26 protein-coding genes are annotated in these 24,935 nt (G+C 42.8%); 12 read left to right on the top strand and 14 right to left on the bottom strand.

Going from position 1 to position 24,935, the window contains the following annotated elements; all coding sequences use genetic code 11:
* The first annotated feature begins 105 nt into the window (after nt 1–105).
* Both FHW88_RS26610 and FHW88_RS26605 read left to right on the top strand, forming a co-directional pair.
* Entirely contained in the window at nt 106–1,452 is a 1,347-nt protein-coding gene (locus FHW88_RS26610; protein WP_176628621.1) for a two-component regulator propeller domain-containing protein, read from the top strand.
* A 328-nt stretch (nt 1,453–1,780) separates the two neighbouring features.
* Nucleotides 1,781–2,581 (top strand): SDR family NAD(P)-dependent oxidoreductase, encoded by an 801-nt coding sequence (locus FHW88_RS26605; protein ID WP_176628620.1) that lies wholly within the window; start codon nt 1,781–1,783, stop codon nt 2,579–2,581.
* 78 nt (nt 2,582–2,659) lie between these two features.
* Here FHW88_RS26605 and FHW88_RS26600 read toward each other — a convergent pair whose 3' ends face one another.
* The 3 genes from FHW88_RS26600 to FHW88_RS26590 form a co-directional block, all read right to left on the bottom strand.
* A complete protein-coding gene (locus FHW88_RS26600) occupies nt 2,660–2,911 on the bottom strand; it encodes a hypothetical protein (protein ID WP_091170165.1) in 252 nt (83 codons plus the stop codon).
* 43 nt (nt 2,912–2,954) lie between these two features.
* Nucleotides 2,955–3,131, bottom strand: a complete 177-nt coding sequence (locus FHW88_RS26595; protein WP_175490088.1) for a hypothetical protein — start codon at nt 3,129–3,131, stop codon at nt 2,955–2,957.
* A gap of 70 nt (nt 3,132–3,201) precedes the next feature.
* Complete coding sequence (locus FHW88_RS26590; RefSeq protein ID WP_176628619.1) at nt 3,202–4,140, bottom strand: sugar phosphate isomerase/epimerase family protein; 939 nt, start codon at nt 4,138–4,140, stop codon at nt 3,202–3,204.
* Between the two features lie 142 nt (nt 4,141–4,282).
* Here FHW88_RS26590 and FHW88_RS26585 point away from each other — a divergent pair, with 142 nt between their 5' ends.
* Nucleotides 4,283–4,678 (top strand): hypothetical protein, encoded by a 396-nt coding sequence (locus tag FHW88_RS26585; RefSeq protein WP_176628618.1) that lies wholly within the window; start codon nt 4,283–4,285, stop codon nt 4,676–4,678.
* A gap of 2 nt (nt 4,679–4,680) precedes the next feature.
* Here FHW88_RS26585 and FHW88_RS26580 read toward each other — a convergent pair whose 3' ends face one another.
* Nucleotides 4,681–5,097 (bottom strand): VOC family protein, encoded by a 417-nt coding sequence (locus tag FHW88_RS26580; RefSeq protein ID WP_090533290.1) that lies wholly within the window; start codon nt 5,095–5,097, stop codon nt 4,681–4,683.
* A complete protein-coding gene (locus FHW88_RS26575; protein ID WP_090533292.1) occupies nt 5,087–5,590 on the bottom strand; it encodes a hypothetical protein in 504 nt (167 codons plus the stop codon). Before FHW88_RS26575 ends, FHW88_RS26580 begins: the two co-directional genes overlap by 11 nt.
* Before the next feature lie 204 nt (nt 5,591–5,794).
* Between FHW88_RS26575 and FHW88_RS26570 the strand changes: the two genes are divergently transcribed.
* A complete protein-coding gene (locus FHW88_RS26570; protein ID WP_090533293.1) occupies nt 5,795–6,112 on the top strand; it encodes a hypothetical protein in 318 nt (105 codons plus the stop codon).
* Between the two features lie 103 nt (nt 6,113–6,215).
* Nucleotides 6,216–6,431, top strand: coding sequence for a YjbQ family protein (locus FHW88_RS26565; protein ID WP_176628617.1), 216 nt, complete (start codon nt 6,216–6,218; stop codon nt 6,429–6,431).
* Between the two features lie 47 nt (nt 6,432–6,478).
* Here FHW88_RS26565 and lysA read toward each other — a convergent pair whose 3' ends face one another.
* The 3 genes from lysA to FHW88_RS26550 form a co-directional block, all read right to left on the bottom strand.
* A complete protein-coding gene (gene lysA / locus FHW88_RS26560) occupies nt 6,479–7,645 on the bottom strand; it encodes a diaminopimelate decarboxylase (protein WP_176628616.1) in 1,167 nt (388 codons plus the stop codon).
* Between the two features lie 126 nt (nt 7,646–7,771).
* Nucleotides 7,772–9,082, bottom strand: a complete 1,311-nt coding sequence (locus FHW88_RS26555) for an aspartate kinase (RefSeq protein WP_091170343.1) — start codon at nt 9,080–9,082, stop codon at nt 7,772–7,774.
* A gap of 244 nt (nt 9,083–9,326) precedes the next feature.
* A complete protein-coding gene (locus tag FHW88_RS26550) occupies nt 9,327–10,457 on the bottom strand; it encodes a glycosyltransferase (protein ID WP_090533299.1) in 1,131 nt (376 codons plus the stop codon).
* Between the two features lie 85 nt (nt 10,458–10,542).
* Here FHW88_RS26550 and FHW88_RS26545 point away from each other — a divergent pair, with 85 nt between their 5' ends.
* Entirely contained in the window at nt 10,543–11,526 is a 984-nt protein-coding gene (locus FHW88_RS26545; protein ID WP_090533301.1) for a sugar phosphate isomerase/epimerase family protein, read from the top strand.
* A 181-nt stretch (nt 11,527–11,707) separates the two neighbouring features.
* Nucleotides 11,708–12,145 carry a DoxX family protein gene (locus FHW88_RS26540; RefSeq protein ID WP_090533303.1) on the top strand — a complete coding sequence of 146 codons (438 nt, stop codon included), beginning with the start codon at nt 11,708–11,710 and terminating at the stop codon, nt 12,143–12,145.
* A 113-nt stretch (nt 12,146–12,258) separates the two neighbouring features.
* On the opposite strand, the gene FHW88_RS26535 is transcribed toward FHW88_RS26540, so the two are convergent.
* The 5 genes from FHW88_RS26535 to FHW88_RS26515 form a co-directional block, all read right to left on the bottom strand.
* Nucleotides 12,259–12,525, bottom strand: a complete 267-nt coding sequence (locus FHW88_RS26535; RefSeq protein ID WP_090533305.1) for a UBP-type zinc finger domain-containing protein — start codon at nt 12,523–12,525, stop codon at nt 12,259–12,261.
* A 23-nt stretch (nt 12,526–12,548) separates the two neighbouring features.
* Nucleotides 12,549–14,210 carry a response regulator gene (locus FHW88_RS26530; RefSeq protein ID WP_176628615.1) on the bottom strand — a complete coding sequence of 554 codons (1,662 nt, stop codon included), beginning with the start codon at nt 14,208–14,210 and terminating at the stop codon, nt 12,549–12,551.
* Between the two features lie 53 nt (nt 14,211–14,263).
* On the bottom strand, nt 14,264–15,682 hold the full coding sequence (locus FHW88_RS26525) for an ATP-binding protein (RefSeq protein WP_090533309.1): 1,419 nt from the start codon (nt 15,680–15,682) through the stop codon (nt 14,264–14,266).
* Nucleotides 15,683–15,983: 301 nt separating this feature from the next.
* Nucleotides 15,984–16,727, bottom strand: coding sequence for a LytR/AlgR family response regulator transcription factor (locus FHW88_RS26520; RefSeq protein WP_176628614.1), 744 nt, complete (start codon nt 16,725–16,727; stop codon nt 15,984–15,986).
* Nucleotides 16,724–17,794, bottom strand: coding sequence for a sensor histidine kinase (locus tag FHW88_RS26515; RefSeq protein WP_176628613.1), 1,071 nt, complete (start codon nt 17,792–17,794; stop codon nt 16,724–16,726). The genes FHW88_RS26520 and FHW88_RS26515 overlap by 4 nt, the downstream gene beginning before the upstream one ends.
* Before the next feature lie 285 nt (nt 17,795–18,079).
* Between FHW88_RS26515 and FHW88_RS26510 the strand changes: the two genes are divergently transcribed.
* From FHW88_RS26510 to FHW88_RS26490, 5 genes are all read left to right on the top strand, one after another.
* On the top strand, nt 18,080–20,929 hold the full coding sequence (locus tag FHW88_RS26510; protein WP_176628612.1) for a TonB-dependent receptor: 2,850 nt from the start codon (nt 18,080–18,082) through the stop codon (nt 20,927–20,929).
* Nucleotides 20,930–21,376: 447 nt separating this feature from the next.
* Nucleotides 21,377–22,252 carry an AraC family transcriptional regulator gene (locus FHW88_RS26505; protein ID WP_176628611.1) on the top strand — a complete coding sequence of 292 codons (876 nt, stop codon included), beginning with the start codon at nt 21,377–21,379 and terminating at the stop codon, nt 22,250–22,252.
* 215 nt (nt 22,253–22,467) lie between these two features.
* Nucleotides 22,468–23,019: an RNA polymerase sigma factor gene (locus FHW88_RS26500; RefSeq protein ID WP_176628610.1), complete on the top strand. Its 552-nt coding sequence runs from the start codon at nt 22,468–22,470 to the stop codon at nt 23,017–23,019.
* Complete coding sequence (locus tag FHW88_RS26495; protein WP_176628609.1) at nt 23,000–23,272, top strand: hypothetical protein; 273 nt, start codon at nt 23,000–23,002, stop codon at nt 23,270–23,272. Before FHW88_RS26500 ends, FHW88_RS26495 begins: the two co-directional genes overlap by 20 nt.
* A 12-nt stretch (nt 23,273–23,284) precedes the next feature.
* Nucleotides 23,285–23,980 carry an ATP-dependent Clp protease proteolytic subunit gene (locus FHW88_RS26490; protein WP_176628608.1) on the top strand — a complete coding sequence of 232 codons (696 nt, stop codon included), beginning with the start codon at nt 23,285–23,287 and terminating at the stop codon, nt 23,978–23,980.
* Between the two features lie 55 nt (nt 23,981–24,035).
* Here the strand turns inward: FHW88_RS26490 and FHW88_RS26485 are convergent, their stop codons facing one another.
* On the bottom strand, nt 24,036–24,908 hold the full coding sequence (locus FHW88_RS26485) for a creatininase family protein (protein ID WP_176628607.1): 873 nt from the start codon (nt 24,906–24,908) through the stop codon (nt 24,036–24,038).
* Between the last annotated feature and the right edge of the window lie 27 nt (nt 24,909–24,935).

Below are 24,935 nucleotides of genomic sequence, written 5' to 3'. Positions count from 1 at the left end.
AGAGTTTTATTTATCTGCCTGTTTATCTTTATTTTACCATCGGCCCTGTTTGCACAAAATCTTTTTTTGCAAAAGGTTGAGATGTGCAATATCACCAATTATTGCATGGACTGCGGCGATCCCAAGGCCAGTTGCGACCAGCTTGCCATTGATTTTGTTTCTGCGAGGATCAATAACCGTTATCTGCTAAAAGAAGCTACGGGTTCCATAACGTTCCAGGTTTTGGTGGATGAGCGGGGTTTTAGCTGCGTGCTTAGCCATAATGATGCGAGCAAAAGCGCCCTCACCAACGAGTTGATCACCTACCTGAACGGTTGTATCTGGAAGCCGGCCAAGGTAGATGGCAAGCCGGTGGCCTCATCTGTAAATGTGATCTTTCGCTTTATAAGCGGCGGCGTTTATGGCCAGGTACAGAGGTTGGATCTTGCCGAAATGAAACCACCCGGCGACCCAACCATTTACAATAAAACTTTCACCTACACCAATCCATCATTAAAAAACTACGACTTTACGGTATGGACAAAATATAACTCGCCCCTGGTTGATAACATCGCCAAATCAGCTGCTATGGATCAATCGGATCTGTTATGGTATGCTACCGAAAAAGGAATGACCCGCTTTGAGGGAACAACGTTTATCCCGGTTAATGAATATAATTCGCCATTCCCGTCAGATGCAAACATAAAGGAAGTCACCATCGACAGGGATAATAATAAATGGGTTTATTACGATAATAAAATATTTATGTACGGCAGTGGCGGCTGGCAGCTGTTTGATTTTAAGCAATTTTTGGCAGGTGGGGTTAACCAGGTGCTGAACAGCCGCAATGGCGAATTACTTTTCGCCACCCAAAACGGTCTTGTTGTAAAAAGGAAAGATAAAGTAGTAGTAATAAACAAAAAATCGATGCCTGAAATGCCCTCCAGCAATGTGCTTTTTGCTTATGTAGATAGTCAAAAACGGCTTTGGATAGGTACGTCAAAAGGCACCATCATGATTGATAAAAGCGTTATCACCTCATTTAACAGCCTTAACAACACTCCGCTGAAAAATGCCAGTATTTCGGGCGCGGTGGAGGATGAAAAAGGAAATGTTTACTTCTCACTGGTTGATTGTAATAAACAAACAGGTGAAAATGATAGTGACAAAGAAGGTATAGCCGTACTAAAGTTTAATGGCAACTGGCTGCATTATAATGATAAAAACTCGGGCATGCCTGCTAACCATGTTAATACCATGTTGTATGATAAGTTTGAGCATGTTTTGTGGCTGGGTACAGACGAATCGGGCATTGCCAGGTTTGACTTGAATAGTGGTTGGGAAAATTACCACAACAACAATTCGCCGCTCCCTGGTTTTACTATTTACCAGATTGTACAAGATTCAAAAGGTATTATTTATGCCACCACTGCTAATGGTTTGTTAAGGATCAGGAAAAAGACGGGAGCTTAACATTAAGCAACTGTATATTATCAAAATGGCCTGAAGCTTATAAATAAGCCGTTTACGTTTGTTTGCTGATTGCCATCAGATTCCCTTTTAGCAAACGTTAATATGGCAAGCAATCAAACACAATCTAACCTAATCAAAGGATATAACTCAATAGTCTCTATTGGGTCTTAAATTTACCTGGTAAGTTCATCTATGTTTAATTTGGCATATTCCTTTTCTTGTCCCACCCCCGTAATTGTCATCTTTCCCCTTCCCTCAAACATCATTTACAATTAGTTTTGTTATGTAGCCGGTGTTTTTAAAACTATCTTTAAATAAAACTACAATCATGATGCTCCAAAATAAAAACGCGGTAATTTACGGTGCTGGCGGTTCATTAGGCGGTGCTGTTGCAAAGGCACTGGCCGGCGCCGGCGCGCGCGTATTTCTAACCGGACCTAACCCCGGGTCAATTAGAAAGATATTCGATGAAATTATTGCTGCAGGGGGATTGGCTGAAATAGCAATTGTAGATGCATTTGACGAAAAAGCAATTGATCGGCATTTACAGCAAGTGGTAAGCAGCGCAGGGACGATTGATATCTCGTTTAACGCCGTTGGAGTTGACGTTGTGCAGAATGTACCGCTTACCGAAATATCAGCCGAAGACTTTGTAAAGCCCATTACCCTTACTATGCAAACCCGTTTCATGACCGCTATTGCAGCAGGCAAAGTAATGATGAAACAAAAATCAGGAGTAATTTTATCGCTTACAGCTACGCCGGGAGGTATAGGCTATCCTCACACAGGTGGCTTTGGCCCCGCTTGCAGCAGTGTTGAAAGTTTTTCGCGCACACTGGCATCCGAATTGGGTGCTTACGGCATCCGCGTGGTTAATATCCGATCGGGAGGCTCGCCCGATTCGCGCGTGTTCAAAAACGCAATTGACGCCATGCCCGATGTTATGGACCCTATCCTCAAAAAAATGGAAGCTGATACCATGCTCAAAAAACTACCATTAATGGCCGATATTGCTAATACCGCGGTTTTTCTGGCATCGGATCTGGCTGGCCAGATTACAGGCGTTACCATTGATGTAACCGGAGGTACAACTGCAGCATTAAATTACAGAGTAAACAGGCTTGATTAAACGGGTTTAGGAAAGAAACGCCATTAATTGATCCCAAAAAAGACAAGCATAAAAATCAGGTCGGGGTATTGCAGTTAATTACTTTCCGCCCATAAATCCTATCGATTTTGCCGGAACCTGTTTCGTTACTACGCCCTCAATGTAAAGCTGACCATCCTTAATTTTATAATCAAGGGTACGGTCATCAACTTTATAGTCATCATCGTGAAAAAGGTCCTTCAGTTTGCTCAGCAATTCTTTGCGATCAAACACTGGGCTGATACTTAATTGATCGTCAACCGGGGTAAGTATAATGCCATCTGCCTTGTATGAAAATATTTTAGATTCCATTTGATAAAGATAGGCTTATGCCGAACATCAGCAAAGCAATCTCCTATGATTTTCGCCGGTAAATCTTGTGCTTTGTAAAGCCTTTGCCGCTTTGATAAATCCCGTTTATAGGTTGTGTTTGTTTAAGCTTATCAGCCGATGTATCGTTAAAGCCATGTTTTGCTATTCCGCTATAGGCGGCAGGAATCCATTCCAACTTTAGTTTACAGGAGTTATCCATAGCTATATTCAAATAAATATAAATTTACAAAACAAGAAGCATTCATATCACGGACAAACCATACAATAGTTTATGCCAGCGCATCGGCAGCAAATTGGCGACAAATTTTCACCTCCTTTACCGCGTCTGACCCTTCAGGGATTTTATACTCCAGCTCAATGGTGGCCGGGAATTTATAGTGGTTATTTTTAAGCAGTTGCAGTACTTCTTTTATCGGAGTATCGCCCTGTCCCCAGGGTTGGTTGGGACCGTCATGAAACTTACGATCTTTGATGTGCATGCTGATTATACGGTCATGATATTTTTCAATAAAGGGAACCGGGCTGCTGCTGGTACCCGCTACATAATGGCCGATATCCAAATTAATTCCGTTATACTTTGACTGGGCCAGGGCCGCGTCCCAAAGGGTTGGCGTGGCCTGGGTGTGGGCATGGTAGCCAACCATCATTTTATGTTTGGCGGCTATATCACCAAGGCGTTTGGTTTGAACCTCATCAGACAACTCAACAGTTACGTGATTTACACCCAAAGCTTTCCCTGCATTAAAGGCATAATCAATTTCGGCATCGCTGTTTTTAGTACCGAGGGCATTGGGTTTCCAGGCATAAATATTGACACCGGCATCATGGTACATCTTCCTGATCTCCTTAAATTTATCCATTGGAGCCGAGACACGCCATTCGGCTATCTTTTTTCCAAATGCAGCCCAGTCTTCGCCAGCTTCATGTTTAGGGGCACCGGCGTATATTTCGGCGGCATCGCCCATAAGTTCAATGGCGTTAATATTACAGTCGATACAGTACTTCAGTAAATCTTCGATTGTGCCCGGCATGCTCCTGAATGAGTAGGTGATCACGCCTATTTGTACGCCATTGATAAGCGAGTTGGGTTTATCAACCCTGCCTGAAACCACGCCGGCGAATGATGATTTTGAAAATGCTAAAAGCCCCGCTGCGGCAAGTGCGCTGCTGCCAATAAACCTGCGCCTTGATAAGTTATGCTGCTTCATAAATTTTATAGGAAATACATTGGTTTACACCAAAGTTATCAATTAATTGATGCCTGCAAATTGTGTATTGAAAGTGTTACTAACAAAGTTAATTTGTAGCGTTTTGCCTGGTATTAACGTAAAGTATTATAAACCTTATGCTATGAAAAAGCTGTTTTTATTTGGCGTGCTCGCCGTTTTATCAGGCTGTAAAAAAGACAATACCCCTAATAATGATCAGTTGATTGGCAGGTGGGAGTACCGCGGCACCAGTTGTTACTGCGAGCCTCCCAAAGATCTTAATTCGATAAGGCCGGGCAACGGCAACATTATTGTTTTTACCGCTAATACGTACAAACGATTTAAAAAAGACACCCTGATAAACAGTGGCACTTACCGTACCCGGAAATATGATAATGCAAATGAGCAAATCATGTATGACAATGATACCACGAGCAACAGTATCACATTTTTTAGGGTAGAAGGCAAAATACTGACTTTTTACGGGACAGTTCCCCTTGCAGCAGATGGCTCCGAATCTCACTATGAGCGGTTATAATATTATGGTACAGGCCAGTGGAAGCACAGCTGATATCCATCCGGATCAAGCAGATAAATGGCTTTCCAGCCATAACCTGTAATTTGAGGTTGTTTAAGGTGCATGCCCTTACTTAATAAATAGCTATATAGCATATCAATGTCGGGGTGGCCGAAATAAAGTGAAGTATCGGCATGGGCAGAAACACGCTGTTCATCGGGCTCGAAAGGGCGGCCTGGCTTTTCGTACACGGTGTTGAGCATTAGTTCTATACCATTAAGTTTCAATAAAACCCAATCAACATCATCTCCTTCGCCCGATGCCTGCACTATTTCAAAACCCAGCACATCGCGGTAAAATCCTAAGGCCACGGGCATATCAAAAACCTGAAGCAAGGGGGCTATGCCCTGTATTTGTTTTGTGGTAGTGCTATCGCTCATAATCTCCTTCTAATAATTCTAATAAAAAAGATTTACAGCTATTACTTTCCGAGTTGAAGCCATATATCATAATAAGATAAATGAATACCAACATACCAAATGGAGTTATTGATAAGGGATCAGACCTATCAGACATTGAAGAATGTATCCAACCGCCAAAACCCGCGACCATTAAAAAAGCAGCCATTCCAATGATAATATATTCTATTTCCTGGTGCATAGCCATGGTTATATAAAGACAACTTCCCGTTTCCGCAAACTCCACGCGCCCCTTTATCAAAGGTATAAACGAATTCCTACCAACAACTACGGGTTCAATTTTAAACTCACCAATATTTACATACCCTTTAAAAGGAGTGGGATACCTGTTGGTTAATTGTTCAAAGAAACTTCCTGTGAAAGCAGGGCTTACTTGTTCTGTCAATCTTAATCTTACCTCTTCGGGGTTGAGCGGACTTATAATGGAAAATTTTTCATATGGCCACCAATTCATAACTAACAGATATTTACGTTAAAAGTACCAATACTTCTCATCAAAACCTATTTAAATAATAGATACCCCTGCACGAAAACGAACAATAAATGTATCATAACGATGCACATTATTGCATTAAAAATAATAGCAATTAATTGAATATCAATATCATAAATACATGGCACTTAATTTGAGTTCATAACAAAGATTACTGTATATATCATGAGACACGGCAAACAACTGGAAAGGCGTACTTTTAACCAGGACCGTTTTGAAATACTTATTAAACGGCAAAAAAACGGTATAGCCACCTTTAACGAGCTCACCGAACTGGATGAGATCGTAAACCGTGACCCTGAGATCCGTGAAATTGTTTTGGAAGAAATGCAGGATGCCGATACCCCAAATCCTCCGGACGATGATCAAATTCAAATGGTTGAAAAACCGGTCAGGAAAAGTTTCATCGAAAAGATAAAGGCGTTCATTAATCGCCTGTTCGCAGTTGAAAGCGATGATCTGAATCCCGCCATCGCTGCATAGGCAATGTAAACCTGTAAACAATTTTTAATTGGCGCACCATTCAAGACAAAACGGAACAATCTTTATAGATATGTTTGCAACACTGTTATGAAGCAAACTGTTTATGAAAATATTTCAGCAAATGCTTCAGCTTAGGGAGCGCAAAAGAGGCTCCCATCTTGTGACAGCCGAAGTAATGAATACACTGCCTCAAATACAAGAGTTAAAAACCGGTATTTGCCAGGTATTTATTCAGCATACTTCGGCATCATTAACCATTAATGAAAATGCCGACCCAACCGTTATTTTATGCAGATTAAAATTATATGGCCGTTGTTGAAGCTGGTACCTATGTACAGCTAAGACTTGGCTACAGGTTCAGATAGCTTATTCAGAATAAACGCTGCCAACCCTGTCGCGCAGGTTATAGCCTGATGCCATCACCTCACCATAAGCGCCAGCGGTACGTACAGCTATCAGGTCGCCGCGGAATGACTCGGGCAGGCTCACATCCCTCTGAAAACAATCCGTGCTTTCACATATCGGCCCAACAACGTCATATTTCAGACCATGGTCTATGGTCCATGATCCATGGCCTTTCCTGCTCAAATTCTCTATCTGGTGATAAGCCTGATAAAGCATCGGACGAATCAGCTCGGTCATGCCGGCGTCAAGGATCAGGAAGTTCTTTTTCTGCCCGTTTTTAACATACAATACACGCGATATAAGCGACGCACTTTGGGCTACCAGTGCACGGCCAAGCTCAAAATGAACTTCTTGCCCCGACTTAACGTTCAGGAAGTTTTTAAACACCTGGAAGTAGGCTTCAAAATCGGCTATGTTGTTATCCGGGCTGTAATAATCAACCCCGAGGCCACCGCCGGTGTTAAGCACTTTTATCGGGAAGCCACGATCTTCAAACCAATCCTGCATTTCATTAATGCGGGTACACAGGTTTTTGTAAACTTCAAGGTCGGTAATTTGTGAACCAATATGGAAGTGGATACCTAAAAATTGCAGGTTATCACATTTGCGCAAAGCAGCGGCAACATCAGGTAATTGCCAGGTATTGATGCCGAACTTGTTTTCATCAAGTCCGGTGGTGATGAAATGGTGAGTATGTGCATCAACATTCGGGTTAATGCGGATAGCCACACCGGCTTTTTTGTTTTTTGCTTTAGCAAGGCCATCAATAATAAAAAGCTCCTGGATGGATTCGACATTGAAGCAGAAGATATCCGCATCAAGGGCCAGGTTCATTTCACGGTCTGATTTGCCTACACCTGCAAATACAACTTTGCTTTTATCAAAGCCATGATCAATAGCTGCCCGAACTTCATTACCGCTCACACAATCGGCGCCAAAGCCATAGGTTTGTATGGTGTCAATAACTTTTGGGTTAAAGTTGGCCTTCATGGCGTAATGCACATGGAAGCCGTGCTTTGCAGAAGCATCGCGGCAGGCACTCAGGGTGTTTTTAAGCACCTCGAGATCGTAGTAATAAAACGGAGTTTCTAAGCCGTTGAATTTATCTATAGTTTTACTTGTGAACATGGGTAATATTTCATCAAATCATGCTGAACTATTGCATATCAGGGATTGCTTCGTTCCTCGCGATGACGTTTTAAATTAAAAATTTCAAATAAGGCAATTCCGAAATCGAAAATCCGATATCCGGAATTAAAACAACCTGTTATGTAAACTCCTTAAAGCCTCAACCTTATCCTCTGTTTTTACCAGTAACGACAGGTTGTGATCACTGCCACCGTATGATATCATCCTTAAAGGGATATGTTTAACAGCTTCAAGCACACGTGCGGCATACCCATGTTTTTCGGCCCCGAAATCACCTACCACACAAATAATGGTTTGGTTTACATCAATTTCCACCGAACCGTAAGCGTTTAATTCTTTGGTGATGTCGCCCAGGTAAGTGGTATCATCGATGGTAACAGAAACACCAACTTCTGATGTGGTGATCATATCGATAGATGTTTTATAACGTTCAAATACCTCGAATACCTTGCGTAAAAAGCCATGTGCCAAAAGCATCCTGCTCGATTGGATCTTGATAGCCGTAATGGCATCCTTAGCAGCTATAGATTTGATCTTGTCCTTTTCGCTGGTATTGGTGATTAGGGTACCCAGCGCTTTAGGATCCATTGTGTTTAATAAACGAACCGGAATCTTATATTTTTGAGCAGGGAACACGCTTTGCGGGTGCAGAATTTTGGCACCAAAATAGGCAAGCTCAGCAGCTTCATCAAACGATAGCTGAGCAATAGGCTGTGTGCCTTTTACAATCCGCGGGTCGTTATTGTGCATGCCGTCGATATCTGTCCAGATCTGGACTTCCTCGCTGCGGATGCCGGCACCAATCAATGAAGCGGTATAATCGCTGCCGCCGCGGCGCAGGTTATCTATCTCGCCATAAGCATTGCGGCAAATATATCCCTGGGTAATAAACAAGTTTACTTCGGGGTGCTTATCAAGCAGCGGGAGCAGGTTTTCGGTAATATGATCAACAATGGGCTCATTATCCTCATCTATCTTCATAAAATCCAGGGCAGGCAGCAATACCGATGGGATACCTATCTCCTTTAAATAAACATGATAGAGGGTAGTTGAAAGCAGTTCGCCCTGTGCAACGATGATCTTATCTTCAATATGGGTGAAAAGATCATTCGCCAGGTTGCTGAGCAACGAAAAATGGTAGTCGATAACCTCTTTGCCCTGGGCTAAAAATTCGGGTTTCGCAAACAATTCCTTAATAAAAATTTCGTACTTATCCTTTAGGATAGTAATAAGCTGCACTGCCTTCTTCTTATCGCCGGCGAGATATGCTTGTCCAATTTCTACGAGGCTGTTTGTTGTGCCTGACACTGCCGATAGCACCACTACCTGGCGCTCGGCCGGGTTAATGATATCAAGCAGCGCTTTCATCCGGGCGGGGCTACCTACTGATGTCCCACCAAATTTTAAAACTTTCATTTTTATGTTGCTGTTAACCGTATATGATCGGTGTTCCTGAACATCATTTTACTGATATTCAAGCACCAATATTTGAGGCGCTAAAAATAGTGTTTTAAAACGCTTTAATGTAATGTGATTGGAATTTAAATTTGACGGGCATATCGCTTCTGAGTTTTGAAATTCGTTGGGCTTTGATTGAGAAATGACATCTCCGTTCCGTCATTCGGTATAAGATGTCGGGATCGTAATAAACCCAATTTTATCACTTTCCCCTCAACATATCAAGCGAGTAAAAACTCTCGCGCCAGTAAATGCCGCCCTGTACAACTGTTATTATTGATGCTTTTAAAAAATGCCAGGCCAGAAATAGCCCCGAAAAGGGTATCATGAATGCATACCACCACTTATTTGGTGGCACTATCATCATATAAATAATATGGGATACCAGCATAATAGCAGCCATGATGCGGATACCTGCAGTGCCGAAAATAAACATCAACGGCATGGGCAGAGCTACTGTTAATAACATATTCAGCACGTTAATAATGGCTTGCACAAGATTATAGTTGGCAACAGCAAATGAGTTTTTCTGCACACCGCGCCCAAGCTCACCAAGATTTTTATACCATTCCAGGCAAACGTAACCCTTACCGGCTAAAACATCCTGCCGTAAACCTTCTTTTTTTATCAATTGACCAAGTTGAAGATCATCATCCGGGCGCAGTTTTATGCGTACATGCGTGCCAATTTTTTCATAAGCTGTACGTCTGACCAAATTGAAAGCCCCTATGCCCGACGATGCTTTTGATTTCGGTTTTTTTGCCTCCCATGGTTTCATGGCAATCATGAGCATAATGCTTAATGTGGCAAATACACTGTTTAAAATTGACGACCGGGAGATCAACTCAGGTAACATGGTTAAATGATCAACCTCGTGCTTAACGGCATAACCGACAGCCTTGTTAATAGCATCAGGATGAAAAACGATATCAGCATCGGCAAAAAGCATCCATTCCTCAGTACTGCTAAGGTAACCCTGGTAAAGTGCGTTGTTTTTACCAAGCCATCCGTCGGGTAAAGTGTCTATCGTAGTTACCTGAAGCTTTGGATAGTGTAAGCTAAAATCTTTCAGGATGTCGGTGGTACGGTCGGTTGAGCGGTCGTTCACTACAATAAGGCGATGGTTAGGATAATTGATATGGCAAACGCTTTGCAAGGCTTTTTCAAGGTCTTCCTCCTCGTTTCGCACAGCTATAATGATGGCAAGGGGTGGGGGATTATCCATCACAGGTTGTCGGCTTACCTGTTTAATTTGTTTAAAGCCGATAAGCAGATAAAAGTTAAGCGCTAAAGTGGATACAAACAGTATTACGCTGTACCAGAATAATATCATGATAAATAGGTTTGGATAAAGGTGGGCAAAATCAGGAAATAATCACAACAAAAAATGGCATATTGCATTACCAATTTTAACACCTATGAAAAACATCAGCCGCAAAAAATTTATTGCTTCGGCCGCAATAGCTGCTGCCGGTTTACCTTTTGGTTTAAGTGCTTTGGCTAAGCAATCACCCTTAAATACTGACGTTGCCACAGGTAACCCCTCTGCGGGTGAAAAAATAAAAGTGAGCATATTTTCCAAACATATGCACTGGCTTAATTATGCCGATATGGCCGCTTTAACGGTACAGCTTGGTTTTGACGGAATTGACCTTACTGTAAGGCCCGATGGCCACGTGCTGCCCGAACGTGTTGCCGATGACCTGCCTAAAGCGGTTGAAGCTATTGAAAAAGCCGGGCTCAAGGTTTATACCATAGTAACCAATATTAAAACTGCTGATGAAAAATACGCCGAACCGATCCTGAAAACAGCATCGGCATTGGGCATTAAATATTATCGTACCGCCTGGTTTAATTATGATAAGGCTACCAGTGTACCGGCCAATATCAGGGCTATCAATAAGCAACTGGCCGGTCTTGCCCAGCTCAACAAAAGGTATGGCATGCACGGCGGCTATCAAAACCACTCCGGCGACTTGTTTGGAGCATCACAATGGGATTTATGGCTGAGCCTTGAAGGGCTTGATCCTAATAACATCGGTTGTCAGTACGATGTAAGGCATGCAACAACTGAAGGTGCCGATACCTGGCCTGTTACACTTGACCTGTTGAAGGCTTATTCCAAAACAATCAATGTAAAAGATTTTTACTGGGAGAAAAAGGGCGACAAATGGCGGGTGAAAAGTGTGCCATTAGGCGAGGGTATGGTTGATTATAAAAAATACTTCAGCCTGCTAAAACAATACAATATCAATGGCCCCATGAGCCTGCACTGCGAATATCCCTTAGGCGGGGCAGAGGATGGTAAACGTGAGCTGACTATTAGTAAGGATGAGTTTTCGGCCGCTTTAAAAAAGGATTTGACCAGATTGCGTGGATGGCTGGCAGAGTATGACCTGTAGGTCTCGTTCAACGCATTACAGGTTTAAGTATCCGCGCTTCAACCTGTCATTTTTTTTACTCCCCTAAAACTTGTTTTATAACAAATTTGTTACTAAATTTAATAACAGCATGCCCGTCGCTTGATCTCCCTGATCGCCCCGGGTTGCTCATAACCAATTATTAAACTAAAAGGAGGGCTTTATGAATCTGGTTCATAAAATTGAACACTGGGGCGACACTCATCACCCTAAAGTTTTGGATATTGTGCGTATTGTTCTTGGCGTATTTTTATTAGTGAAAGGCATAACTTTTATGGAAAATACATCATACCTGCGAGGTATTATTACCGATCAGGATGTTATTAATGTATCGCCTGATATGCTGATGATCCTGGTATACTATGTATCATTTGCCCACATGGTTGGTGGTATACTCATAGCCATGGGTATATTAACCCGTTTGGGCTGCATTATTCAGATCCCTATATTGGTGGGCGCAGTATTTTTAACAGGGATTTTCCAGGAACCTATCAATACCATGTTATGGCCATCAATTACAGCTCTGGCTCTGCTTATACTATTTACCATTTTAGGCTCCGGTCCATGGTCATTGGATAAAGTACTATCGTTTAAGGGATAATGGAGAGATAAGAAATCAAGAGCCAGGAAAGGAATTTCTTTTAACTAACACCAAAACTGTAAAACTCCCAATTTGGGACTTAAAACTTCGAACTCAAAACTTCCGACTTCCAATTAATATCCTTTAACGGCTTCATCTACATAACACCATAGCCAGCGCTCACCTGGTTCGGCAGATATAACTACGGGATGGCCTGTAGCGTGGAAATGCTTAGTCATATGCGTATTGGGTGAACTATCGCAGCAAAGCGTAACGCCGCAGGTTTGGCAGGTACGCAGGTGCAGCCATGAACCGTGATGTTTTATGCATTCCTCACAAACGTAGCCTTTGGGCTCGGTTATGCTTTCAACAGCTTCGATGTGGGCACAGGTTTCTTCCATAGGTATATGTAGTGATTAATAATTTAAACTTCGGCAAGATATTTATGTACGAAACTTATAGCCATTGAGCCTTCGCCTACGGCAGATGCCACGCGGTTCATAGCCCCGGCACGCACATCGCCGGCTGCAAATATGCCCGGGCAGCTTGTTTCCAACAGAAATGGATCACGTTTAAGCTTCCAAACTTTACCAAAATTCTCGTAACTGCGCAACTCCCGGCCGGTTTCAATAAAGTCTTTATTATTTTTAATGATGTCCAGCTTTATCCAGTCGGTATACGGCTTGGCACCAATAAATATATATAATGCGTTAGCAGTTTTAACTTCGCTTTCCTTGGTTTTGCAGTTTTGTATCGTAAGCTTTTCAAGGCAGTTAGTGCCTTCGGCCTCAATTACCTCGGTATTTGGCATAACCTTTATATTGGGCGTATCGGCAATCTGGTTAATCAGATAGGCCGACATGGTGGCTGTCAAATCATCCCTGCGGATAATGATATGCACATTCTTCGCGAATTTAGACAGATACATAGCCGCCTGTCCCGCCGAGTTACCTCCGCCAATCACAAATACCTCTTTACCTGTACATGCCGAAGCTTCGGTAGTAGCCGCGCCATAGTAAATGCCGGCTCCGGTAAAGTTATCAACGCCTTTAACTTCCAGTTTACGGTAATCAACACCGGTAGTAATTACTACTGTACGACTGATGATCTCCGGTCCGTCATCCAAGATAATGGTTTTGTAGCCGTCTTTTTGCCGGATATCGCTAACAGATTGAGGCGACAAAAACTCGGCACCCAGGCGCATAGCCTGACTTATAGCACGACGGGTAAGATCGGCACCGCTCAAACCTGCCGGGAAACCCAGGTAATTTTCAATACGCGAGCTGGTACCTGCTTGTCCACCTGGTGCTTTACGCTCAATCAATAAAGTTTTTAAGCCTTCTGATGAGCCGTATACGGCAGCAGCCAACCCTGCAGGGCCGGCACCAATGATCACCACGTCATAAACATCAGTAAGCTGGGTAGGATTTTTGCCCATTTTATCGGCAATATCCCTGATGGTTGGTTTTGTTAAACAGCTGCCATCCTCAAAAATCACCATCGGCAAATCATCGGTTGTGCGGTTATTGATGGTAAGCAAACTGGCCGAATCGATATTTTTTTCGATATCAAACCAACGGTAAGGGATCAGGTTACCGGCTAAAAAATCTTTTATAACGTGCGATTGAGGCGAAAACTGGTAGCCAACGAGCTTCATACCCACAAATTCGGGTATGTAGTGGCTATGCCAGTCATCGAGCAAATCATTTATTACAGGATAAAGTTTTTCCTCCGGCGGGTTCCAGGGCTTCATCAGGTAATAATCAAGCTGTACATCGTTAATGGCTTTAATGGCGGCATCTGTATCGGAGTAGGCGGTAAGCAGTACCCGTTTAGCTTCGGGGAATACTTTTTTTGCCTTCTCCAAAAATTTAACGCCTTCCATTTCGGGCATGCGCTGATCGCACAAAAACAAGGCAACCACTTCCGAACTGTTTTTCAGTTCAATAAGGGTATCATATGCCTCATTTGCCGATGTTGTGCTTAATATTTTATATTCTTTGCCATACTGCGACTTTAAATCGCGGCTTATTGACCGCAAAACCTGCGGATCATCATCTATGGAAAATATTATCGGACGGCTCATAGGGTAAATATGCAGGCAAATTAACTAATATTTTTGGTAAAACCAGTTTTTTGCTAACCATTTATCGGGAAGCAAACTATAAACTCGGTATGCCCGGGTCTTGATTTTACTTTTATCGAACCGCGGTGCTGCTTCACAATACGCTGCACCACTTCAAGGCCCATACCAGTGCCTTTGCCCATTTCTTTTGTGGTAAAGAACGGATCGTAGATCTGGCTGATATTATCTTCGGGTATACCGGGCCCATCATCAATGATTCTTACTTCAACAAAGTCGTTATCTTTTTTTGTGCGGATGGTAAGTGTGCCTCTCTCATTTATTTCCATGGCATCAAGGGCATTATCAACCAGGTTGGTCCAAACCTGGTTAAGTTCGCCGATAAGCGCTTTCACTTCGGGCAGGGTTTCATCAAACTCTTCAATTACGGTAATATTTTCCTTCCTAATCTTGTACCCCAGCATGGTAATCGTGTTACGGATCCCTACGTGGATATCGGCATACTGCTTATCCTGGGCGCGGTCCATATGGGTAAACGTTTTAACGGAACTTACCAATTCGGCAATACGTCGTGCAGACTCCTGGATATCTTCAATCATTTTTTCGCCCATAAGCTTGGCACTAAGCCAGCCCATAATGATTGGTACCGCATGTTCTGGAATGTGCGATTTTAGTGCCTCCAGATTTTCGGTAGTAAAACTAAAGTCAACAAAGCTTTCGGCTATATCATAGGCATCCTCAACACCGTTATCTTCCAGCCATTCTGATATTTCGTCTTCAAGTTGGGTACGCTGTTTTAGTGTAAGGCGGGTATAGCATTCCTTTTTATTCAGAATCCTGAACAACTCGTCGGTCAAACCATCAACCTGCTCATCACTCGCCCTTATGGCAAACATATTTTTCAGATGGGCAGGCACCATACGCAGGTGCTTTCTTAATGATAACGAGTCGCGTACAATGGCCGATGCCGGGTTATTAAGCTCATGAGCCAAACCAGCCGATAATTTACCCAAGGCCATCATTTTATCATTTTGCTGCTGCATGGCGGTAAAATCACGTACGCGGGTGGTCATGATATGAACCAGCGCCTGGGTAAGCTCAAAATGGTTCCGGATCATTTCCATGATTTCGGCTGTAGGGTAACTCAACACCGTCAGTTCGCCAACAGCCTGGGCATAGCCTTTGGCTATGAGACCGCGGGAATAGGGCATATAACCCGTGATACTTCCTTTTTCAACCATGGTATAATCGCGACGCGAACCCTGCTGCATCATAAAGAAGCGCATGTTGCCTTCTATTATAAAATGCGGGCCTGTAAGATCCTGACCCGGCTCCATCAGGTATTCACCATCTTCAAATGTTAAGATCTCGCTTTTATCAATCAGCCATTGCAGCTGATCGTCGGGTATATTGGCCAAAGCTTCAAAAGCTTTTAAGTCTGATACGCTTACCTGTAGTTCACTTACCTTTTGCATAATTTAAAAGTAGGGAATATTATTTAATGATGTAAAAATGAGGCAAAAAATTGCAATTAGGTGAACCTGTGCAGGATGGATTTTGTTTGTCTGTACCAGGATTTTGTCTGAACCGGGATTTAGTGGATTATTGGATTCCCTGGATTCGTGTCCTTACGAAACGCTTTGTTAATATGGAAAGTTGATGGCTTTGAAGGCGATCGTGGAGACACGATCGCAGGGGCAGAATATCGAATGGCTCGGTTAATCTTCAGGCAGCATTCAAAAATCCAGTAATCAGGAAAATCCTATAAATCCGGGTTCAATTCCATTTGCTCAAAAATACCCCGAAGGCTTCTTTATACTGATCCCCAACGGTAATGTTCACTTTTCCTATCTGCAAAGCATTGCGGGTAATGGAATTGATTTTATTGAGCGATACAATGAATGAGCGATGTACGCGCATAAAACGTTTGGATGGCAGTTTTTCTTCCAAAGCTTTTAAACTGGTGAGGGAAAGCAATGGTTTTTCCTTATCCTGAAGATAGATTTTTACATAATCTTTCAAACCTTCAATGTACAAGATGTCATTAAGAGCGATCCTTACTAACTGGTATTCTATCTTTAAAAACAAGTACTCTTCCTCTTCGGGTTCAGCGGCAATTACGGTTGCAGGGCTGTTCGAGCGGTTCACCAGTTCAAAATAAGTTAGGGCTTTGTTTGAAGCATGCAAAAATTCTTCGTAGTTAAAGGGTTTGAGCAGGTAATCGAGGGCATCAACCCGGTAGCCTTCAATAGCAAACTGGTTGTAGGCGGTGGTGAAAATAATGCGGGGTTTATTTGCTCCGCGACTGTCAAGCACCCGTGCGAGCTCCATGCCGTTAAGGTTAGGCATTTGGATGTCCAGGAAAATAAGGTCAACCTTTTTATCCTGTAAGCCGACAAGTGCCTCAACGGCACTGCTGTAACGGCCGATGAGTTTCAGGAAAGGGGTTTGTTCGATAAAAGCACAAACCAGGCCCAGCGCAAGCGGCTCATCATCAACAGCTATGCAGTTAATTATCATGACAGGTTAAGGATTAAGTGAACGGTATAGATATTGGCGGTTACATCCTCAGTAATATCCAGTTTATATTTTCCTGCATAGAGCAAATCAAGCCGGCGAATGGTATTGGTTAAACCGATACCTTTATTTTCGCCAATGTTTAGGTTATGATCTTTATAGATGCCATTCTCTACCTTTAACTCCAGTAGATTATCATGCTGATCGATAATGATGCGGATAGCGCTTGGCTCCGTAGCGCTGATGCCGTGTTTAAAGGCGTTTTCTACAAAAGGTAAAAAAATCATCGGGGCCACAGTTACATCGTTAGTGTGTGCAGGCGGAGTAAAGGTAACGGTTACTTTTTGGGTAAGGCGCAGTTCCATAAGGCTGATATAGTCTTTAATGAAAGCTACCTCCTGGCTTAATAATGCCGTACCATGCTGCGTATCATATAATACATATCGCATCATGCGCGAAAGCTGGTGCAGCGCCTTGCGCGATGTTTCGGCGTTAACATGGGTAAGCGCATAAATGTTATTGAGCGTATTGAAAAAGAAATGCGGGTTGATCTGGGCTTTCAGAAAAGATAATTCCGAGCTGATCTTATCCTGTTCCAGGGCCTGGCGCAGGCGGATATCCATCTGCCATTTTTGTATAGCCGTAATACTGGTGCTGATCCCTAAAACCAATGCCACTATCACGGTTCCAAAAATATCCCAGCCGCCGCGGTCTTTTGGTTTAGGCGGACGGTGCTGCCGGTGAAAAACGGCTTCCATATGCTCATGCATATGCAGCGCTTTATCGGCCCAACTGTTAAGCAATAAAAAAACTATTACTATACCTACAACGGCTATAAAATACATACCGGTGCGGTCATGCAGTAAAAAGCGCGGAACAAGTAATTTGCTGTTAAAGTAATAGGCAGCAACCAGTATAAAAAAAGTAACCGCCTGTTTGATCCAGAACTGGTACGGAAATTCAACATTCCAGGTTAGCGGCTGATAAAAGAACAACAGCAGTCCAAATACCACCCATATTAAAATATGAATGAGGACGGTAATGGTATTGCTTTTTGATTTAAGGCTCATTGAAGGGGTTTACACTACAGTGCACTACAAATAAATTTAAAGATATAATTCAGCAATATTACAAATCAATAAGACTATAAAACAATTATAATCGCCCGGGAGGCAAAAATCACCGATGAGCGCTTTAATCTGATCTTTAAAGACTTCTATCAACCTTTCATAGGGTAGCGCTGCGCTTTTGTAGGTAAAAAGTCGTATCCCGTCTATATATAAACAGCGTCTGTCTATTATGTTTTTTACACTAAAATTAATGCTATTGTTTTGCCGCTGTTAATCAGCATAAAAATGAAAATCCTATATTCCTTAGCAGTAATAATTGCCTTAGCGTTCACGATACCGTTTAACGCAAAAGCCGACCCCGGCCGTACGATTAAAGGCATTGTAAAAGACTCTACCGGTTACCTGGTTGCCGGTACCAGCGTAAAAATGCTTACCGGTACCGATAGTACCACTGTTATTACCGGTGCCGATGGTACTTTTACCTTTAACAACGTAACAGCAAGCCAGTTTAGTTTGGTTTTTAGCTCGATAGGTTATCAGCCACTCAAACGCAGGTTTGTGTTGGCTAACGATAACAAGCCGGCCAATTTGCCTCCGGTTATCCTAAAGATAGAAACTACCATGCTGAAAACCGTAGTTATTGCAGATGTAAACCCGGTAAAGCTTAAAGAGGATACTATTGAATTTAATGCCGATGCCTATAAAGTACGTGATAACGCCCCCGTTGAAGATGTAATTAAAAAGCTGCCCGGTATGGATGTTGATAAAGACGGCAACATCACCGCCCAGGGTAAAAGCGTAACTAAGGTAAGGGTTAACGGCAAGGACTTTTTTGGAGGCGATGTTAAAACAGCTACTAAAAACCTGCCTGCCGATATCGTACAAAACATCCAGATCATTGATGATTATGGCGATCAGGCCAACCTTACCGGTATCAAAACGGGCGAACCCGATAAAGTACTTAACATCACCATCAAACAAAATAAAAACTACGGATACTTTGGGCAAGCCAGTTTAGGGGGCGGTCGTGATGCTATTCCAGGTATATCGAATGATAAAGAGAGTAACAGGTATGTGGCTTCGGCCAATGTATTTAGTTTTAACGGCAACAGGCAGCTGGCCTTTTTAGGTAACCTGAATAATACCAACACCAACTTATTCACCTTTGGCGGCGGCGGTCCGAGAGGCGGCGGTCCGGGAGGTCCTCCGGGATCAAACAGCAGCTCATCAAACGGGATCACTACCGCACGTTCGTTCGGTTTCAATTATCGCGATAGCTGGGGCAAAAAGATTACCGCTTATGGTAGTTACAGCTTTGCCGATAACTCGGTGAATACCATCAGCAGCACTATTCAAAATAACCTGTCGTCAACCAATCCCAGCACCAATAATCAAACCAATAACCAGCAGGACGAAAAGCTGAACCACCGGGTAAACTTCAACATCGAATACAAACCGGATACGGTAAACTATGTAAAGATCACCCCTACATATGCTTACGCCAGCACTAACACTACATCCGATGCAACCAGTTTGCTGGTCAGAAACTCAGAGACGGTATCAAATTACAGCCTCGCAAACCTCAGTAAATCAACAGAGCCTAACTATGGTGTTAATGTGCTGTTTAATCATAAGTTCAACACTCATGGGCGTAACTTCAGTGTAAATGTTGGGGCAGGCAGCTACACCATTAACAAATATCAAAACCCGGTTTATACCTATATTGACGGTGCCCGCAACGCGCCCCTTAACCAGTTCATCAATACCGATAGCCGTACCGATAGCGTGGGAACTACCCTATCCTACATGGAGCCTATCAGCAAGAAAGGCTACCTGGAACTTAATTATGCTTACCACTACGCCTACACCACTGCCGACAGGGCAACTGATACTCTGGCCGATGACGGAAATATAAACCGGTACGATTTGCTAAGCAATAACTACAATTCAACTTTTGTTACCAACAGGTTTGGACTTAACTATCGTTTTATCGACAAAAAATACAACTATACCTTAGGTGTGGTAGCTCAGCCAACGCTATTAAAAGGATCTTCGATAGTTGATGGCACGCCATTTACCACCAATAACAATACGTTTAACTGGGCGCCTACTGCAAGGTTCATTTATAACTTTTCGCGCAGCCAATCGCTTAGTTTAAATTATAACGGCAGCAGCAACCAGCCTACTTATACCGAGTTGCAGCCGGTTACCGATTTTAGTAACGCATCATACCCGGTACAAGGTAACCCCGATCTGAAACCGGAGTTCAACAACACGCTGTCGTTAAAATACAATAAATTCAATTTTGAAAGCGGGAACGTGTTTTTCAGTAACCTGTCGTTCATTAAAACAGATAATAAGATAGTAGCCAATACCATTACCTATCCCAGAAATTATACGCCTAACAGTAAGCTTGCGGGAAGCATCTTAACCCAATATTTAAATGCCGATGGCTATTATTCGGCACAGGGATTTTATGTGTTTGCCAGGCCATGGCAAAAAAGAAAATATAATTTGTTCATGATCGGTAACATTTCGTACAATAACAACGTCTCATATATTAGTAACGTCGACTCTGCTACCTATAACATGACAACCGAAAAGAATATCGCCAAAAATTTGGTATTATCTCAAGGCGCGCGCTTTAGGGTAAGCATTACCGACGTTATTGATGCCGAAGCAAGCACTACTTACAGCGTTAACACCTCAAGCAATTCTATCAAACAGGCAAATGTTAACAGTAACTTCCAAACGCTTAATCTTGGCCTTAATGGCAAAAGCTATTTTAAAGACTGGACCCTGAGCTATGATTATTCAAAAATGATCTACTATGGTTATACGGGCGCTACCAATCCTAATATATTGAATACCTATGTTGAGCGTCGCTTTTTGAAAGGCAATGCCGGTACGTTACGCTTTTCGGTGATGGATGTGTTTAATGAAAATACCGGGTATACTACCACTCAGAACGGCAGCTATATCACTCAAACCAACAGTAACCGTTTGGGGCGTTACTACTTGTTAACCTTTACGCTTAAGCTACAGAAATTTGCCGGCAAAAGGCCAACCATGGAGCGTGGCGGACCGGGTGCTCCACCTCCGGGCGGCGGCCCCGGCGGACCGCCGCCATTTTAAAGAACAGCAAGGTTCATAAAATATTAAAAACCTTCCCATCCCTGAGAACGATGGTGAGTTCAGATCAAAAAAGCATGATGATCTGAGATTTAGTTGATGTTATCATCAGATAACTGCAGGGCGTTCCGAGGTGAGATACGGGACGCCCCTTTTTTATTAATTATACGTTAATGCACTTATTTAGGTTTCGATTTTTTGCTTAAACCAATTTATTATTCAATCAATCTGAATATCAACGCAGTAGTATGAGATATTATTCTCATTTTTTTATTATTTAATTAAACTACACAAACCAAAGATTAAACTTTTATGTGTTAATTTACCTGGACCGTTTTTGTGGGGGGGTACTTCGTAGCCCGAATATTTGTTAATTTAGCCCTTTATAAAAAATAAGCTTTTTTTACAGTTTTTAATTACATTTAGCCCGTTGTTTGTAAATAAAACTGAATGAAGCCGCTTTTACTTAAAGTTTCTGCCGACCCTGCGCATTCCTTTAGCGTAAGGCATGATGTATCACCGGATATCAATAACCGCTGGCACTGCCATCCCGAATTGGAGCTGATTTATTTCATCAAAGGTGGCGGAACGCAATTTATAGGCGATAGTATTAAGCAGTTTGAAGACGGCGATATGGTGCTGGTTGGATCAAACCTGCCTCATTACTGGCGCTTTGACGACATGTACTTTAATAATGGCAACGAACAGGTGCCGGTTGATACCATCGTGGTACATTTTTGCGAAAACTTTTGGGGCGATCAGTTTCTTCAGCTTCCAGAAAACAAGCTAATAAAAGTATTGCTTGAACGTTCAAAACGTGGCTTGCAAATAACAGGTGAAATAAAAAAGCAGGTGGCCTCTATTTTAGCCACTATGCTTAATACTGATGGTGCCGAAAGGATCATCATGCTGCTCAAAGCATTGAATACCATAGCGGGCAGTTCACCGCCTAATTACCTAACTTCTATAGGTTTTAAGTACGATCATAATGAATCGGAAAGCGACAGGCTCAATAATATTTATGAATACTCGGTACGTAACTTCCGCAAAAAGATTTACCTGGAAGAAATTGCCGATATAGCCGGTGTGAGCGCGAACTCGTTTTGCAGGTACTTTAAATCAAAAACCCGTAAAACCTACTCGCAGTTTGTAATCGAGATAAAAGTGGGTTACGCCTGCAGACTCCTGATTGAAAACAAGCTCAACATCAAACAGCTTTGCTACGATAGTGGGTTCAATAATTTCTCCACTTTTCACAAGCATTTTAAGCAGGTAACGGGCAAAAGCCCACTCATGTACCAAAAGGAGTTTACGAAGAAAACATAATTTTTTGCTATCCCCGAGTGGTTTTAATTGTATTGAAAATAACTCGGGATGGGCTGACCTTTAGAAAAAAGGCAGTTCATGACAGGGCAGCAGCCCCTTCAATATCCTTTTCCATAAGGCTGAAAATAATTCTATTATCCTATCCTGGGAATAATTTTCTAAATTCACGGTGATATATCTCTCGTTTTGCGCACTTACTATTAAACGCACTGATCATGACACATGAGATAGTTTTTGATAAACCGGCCGCCCGAAGGGAAAAACTCATTACGAAGCTTTACCAAAGCGCTTTCCCAACAGTGGCTAAATATGTAAGCAAAATGGGCGGCTCTTTTGATGACGCGAAAGATATTTTTCAGGATGCCCTTGTTATTTATTATGAAAAGACGTTAAACGGTGATCTGTCACCGCATAACGGTGAAAAGGCTTACCTGCTGGGTATTGCCAAACATCTTTGGCTCAAAAAGTTTAAGGGTGACCGCCATAACCTGTCGCTTGATAATTGTACCAAAGGTTTTGATGTTACAGATGAAACTGAAGATCAGCCATCGGCAGTTAAACTAATGAGATACCTGGAAATGGCGGGTAAAAAATGCATGGAGTTGCTAAGCGCTTTTTATTATCATAAGCTGCCCATGAAGGATCTCGCGGATTTGTTTGGCTACGCGGGTGAGCGATCAGCTACTGTGCAGAAGTATAAATGCATTGAAAAGGTAAGGGAAACAGTTAAAGAACAATCACTGGCCTATGAGGACTTCATTGAATGAGATCAAGGAAGTTGACGATCATGTGCTTGGGCAAACTGCGCCTGATGAGGCACTGCTGTTCGATGCCAAACTGATCATCAACCCTGGCCTTAAGTATAAGGTGATGCGGCATAAACAAACTCTGGCCCTTGTGCAGCAATATGGCCGTAACAGCCTTAAGGCCGAAATTGAAACTGTACATCAAAAGCTATTCAGCCTGCCTGAGCATGTGGGTTTCAGGCAAAAGATCATGCGTTTGTTCAATAAACGCTAAACATTAAATTTTATGAATATCAATCAAAATGAGTTCCGCAAATATGCGGTAAGGCATCGCCGTGTCCAAAGTTTACATATTGACAGGTTTATTGCGCAGGTAAATAACAGCCAAATAAGGATGGGCATGACGCCCTATATTATGGAAGAGCGGCAGCTCAATATCTCGCAAATGGATGTTTTTTCGAGACTGATGATGGACAGGATCATTTTTCTGGGCACTGCGATAGATGAGCAGGTGGCTAACATCATCCAGGCGCAACTGCTTTTCCTGCAATCGGCCGATGCCAAAAAGGATATCCAGATCTATATCAATTCACCGGGCGGTTCGGTGTATGCCGGACTGGGGATTTATGATACTATGCAGTTTATATCGCCCGATGTGGCTACTATCTGTACTGGTATGGCTGCCTCAATGGCTTCGACATTACTTTGCGCCGGCGCCAACGGCAAACGGGCCGCGTTGCCGCACTCACGGGTGATGCTGCACCAGCCATCAGGCGGAGCGCAGGGGCAGGAATCGGATATCGAAATTGCTGCCCGGCAGATCTCTAAAATGAAGCGAGAACTGTATGAGATCACAGCCAAACACAGCGGGCAAAGCTACGACAGGGTTTATGAAGTATCCGACAGAGATTACTGGATGATAGCTAAAGAAGCTAAATCTTTTGGGATGATAGACGAGGTTTTGGGAGGTAAGGAGGACTGATTGGCATATTGAAGACTTAAGAAGTTTAATTACTTCGTAAGTCTGGCTACTTAGATCACTTATTTAACGCATCTACCTTATCAAAAAACTCATTTTGCAATTTGATGGTACTGGTATCGGCCTTAATCGCTTTAAGCGCTTGTATAAAACTGGCTATTTCATGCTCTGCTATAAATTTGCCAAATTCAGGTGTAGCTTTAGCCCCTTCACCTGCATAGTGGTTAGGATAAGCGGCATACCACCATATAGGTGTATAAATATTAGCTAGGTTTAAACGGCGCTGATTATCGCCTGATTGTGATGCTGCCCGGTCCATCTTCATCAGATCTGGGCGATAGTAAAGCATCGACGCGGTTTCACTTTCGCCGGCATGCTGATCACCTTCAATAGCTGATTTATGCATTTTGCGGTATTGATCTGTGTATTCCTTATCTGCACTATGCGGGTTATAAAAATATACTGCATAGCTGTGACGTTTGTTGAGCAGAGATTGCATAAAGAACTGGATAAACTCGGGATTGCCGCCATGGCCGTTCAGTATTACTATTTTATCAAACCCGTTTCGCGCAATTTCATCGCAGGTAGCTTCCAGTAAATCCCAGATCACTTTGCTTGGCAGCGCAAACGTTCCGGGCTGATGGCGGGCCTCATTGATCTGCCCATAAAAATAATCAGGAAATACAACAGCATATTCCAACTTAACAGCATGGGCAGCCCACTCACGTACGTGGATCAGGTCGGTCCCCAAAGGGGAATGGGGGCCGTGTTTTTCCAGGATCCCAATGGGCAGGATACAGGTTTTCGACGATTTTTCGAGCGCAGCAGGAAAATCTGAGGCAACAAGCTCGTCCCAGCGGGCAGGTATTTGCTGGGCAAAGGAATAAGCAGAAAGCAGTAGCGCTGCAAACAGTAATAAGTAAGTTTTCATAAATTATAGGTTTAATAACAGGTTATA

This window comes from Mucilaginibacter sp. SG538B, assembly GCF_013376065.1.
Lineage (GTDB): Bacteria > Bacteroidota > Bacteroidia > Sphingobacteriales > Sphingobacteriaceae > Mucilaginibacter > Mucilaginibacter rubeus.
Note: the sequence above shows the minus strand (reverse complement) of the source record. Positions and strands in the feature narration are given on the sequence as shown.